At 44.2% G+C, this 997-nt stretch carries 1 protein-coding gene; it reads right to left on the bottom strand.

The genetic code is table 11. The annotated features are described in order from the left end of the window. A partial coding sequence (sitA, locus tag RTW80_RS26000) for an iron/manganese ABC transporter substrate-binding protein SitA (RefSeq protein ID WP_312720958.1) occupies window positions 1-732 on the bottom strand: 732 nt, incomplete at its 3' end. Window positions 733-997: the final 265 nt, after the last annotated feature.

A 997-nucleotide genomic window follows, 5' to 3' on the forward strand; every position in this document is an offset into this window, starting at 1 on the left:
CTCGCTAAAGACTGCCGGGATATGATTTTTCTTAACTATATCAACAACCTTACGTACCTGCTGCGGTGTTCCTTGTTGATCGGCATTAATCGGCCACAGATAAAGCTCTTTTAGCCCCAAATCGCGTGCGAGATAAGAAAAAGCCCCTTCACTGGTGACCATCCATCGCTGATTCTCAGGGAGTTCCGCAATCTGCTTACGCAGGGGGGCAAGGGTTTGGGTAATCTTGGCTTTATAAGTATCGGCATTACGTTGGTAGGTTTGTGCATTTGCCGGATCGTATTTTATAAACGCATCACGAATATTATCGACGTAAATCAGAGCATTATCTGGCGACATCCAGGCATGGGGGTTAGGTTTGCCCTCATAGGGCCCTTCGGTGATCCCTACTGGCGTCACACCCGAAGAGACAATTACTTCTGGAACCCCATTGAGATGCTGGTAAAAGCGTTGGAACCACAATTCCAGATTCATACCATTGGCGAGAATCAGTTGTGCCCCCTGCGCACGTTTAATATCGCCAGGGGTAGGCTGATACTCATGAATTTCTGCACCAGGCTTGGTTATGGATGAGACTTCTGCAGCATCTCCAGCCACGTTTTTGGCCATATCTGCGATGATGGTAAAAGTTGTAATGACCTTGAATTTTTCAGCTGCACTCGCCTGAAATGCTATCGAGCAGGTGAGGACTAGGCACCCCAAGAGCATGGTTACTTTTTTTATTGAGAGCATGATTTAGTACCTATAGTGAGCAAAATTAGAATAAACATAGCAACTACTATGTTTTATAGCAGAAGCTATAAAATGTAAATAATTATCATTAGCGATTATAAGATCCCAACACAGGGATTAGGTTATTTCCTGCTGACGATGTGGTATTGAGGATAAAAGTTGGGCAGCGCTTTGGCTTTAAAATGAACTTGTTCAGGACGATTGGTAATGGCAAAGCAAAAATAATGTAGGTTATTGGCAAGTTCTCTAGGACGCAGGAGAGCAT

Source organism: Escherichia sp. AM3 (assembly GCF_032029835.1).
GTDB classification, from domain to species: domain Bacteria; phylum Pseudomonadota; class Gammaproteobacteria; order Enterobacterales; family Enterobacteriaceae; genus Escherichia; species Escherichia coli.